Annotated in this window: 1 pseudogene; it reads right to left on the bottom strand. The window is 36.6% G+C overall.

Features of this window, described 5'->3' with window-relative positions:
• Positions 1-309, bottom strand: a pseudogene (locus C3945_RS11750) (transposase); the annotation flags it as partial.
• Between the last annotated feature and the right edge of the window lie 79 nt (positions 310-388).

Raw genomic sequence — 388 nt, 5'->3', positions numbered from 1 at the left:
GTTTATTGTCTTTTATTACTTCGACCTTCGCCCGAATATCAGCGCCGCTTGCTTTAAAATATCATTTTCCATCTGAAGTTGAGCATTTTCTTTTCTCAACTGATCTAATTCTTTTTGTTCAGGGGTGAGATTATCTTTTTCTTTGAATGAGCCTGTTTGATTGAACCGTTGGACCCATTTATCGAATGATGAAGGGGTTAATTCATACTCTTCAATAATGTCTTTTCTTGGTTTACCTGCTTTGTGTAAATCGACTAACTGCTTTTTAAATTCATCTGTAAACGTCCGGCGTTTTCTACGAGTTGACATGATATGATTCCTCCTGTGTGATTGCTTACGTATTATCACACACCTTATCTTTTCTGTCTAGCTAAGTGTAACCTATCCA

It is taken from the genome of Alkalibacterium sp. MB6 (assembly GCF_009935905.1).
Classification (GTDB): domain Bacteria; phylum Bacillota; class Bacilli; order Lactobacillales; family Carnobacteriaceae_A; genus Alkalibacterium.
This window is presented reverse-complemented; position numbering and strand designations above follow the sequence as displayed.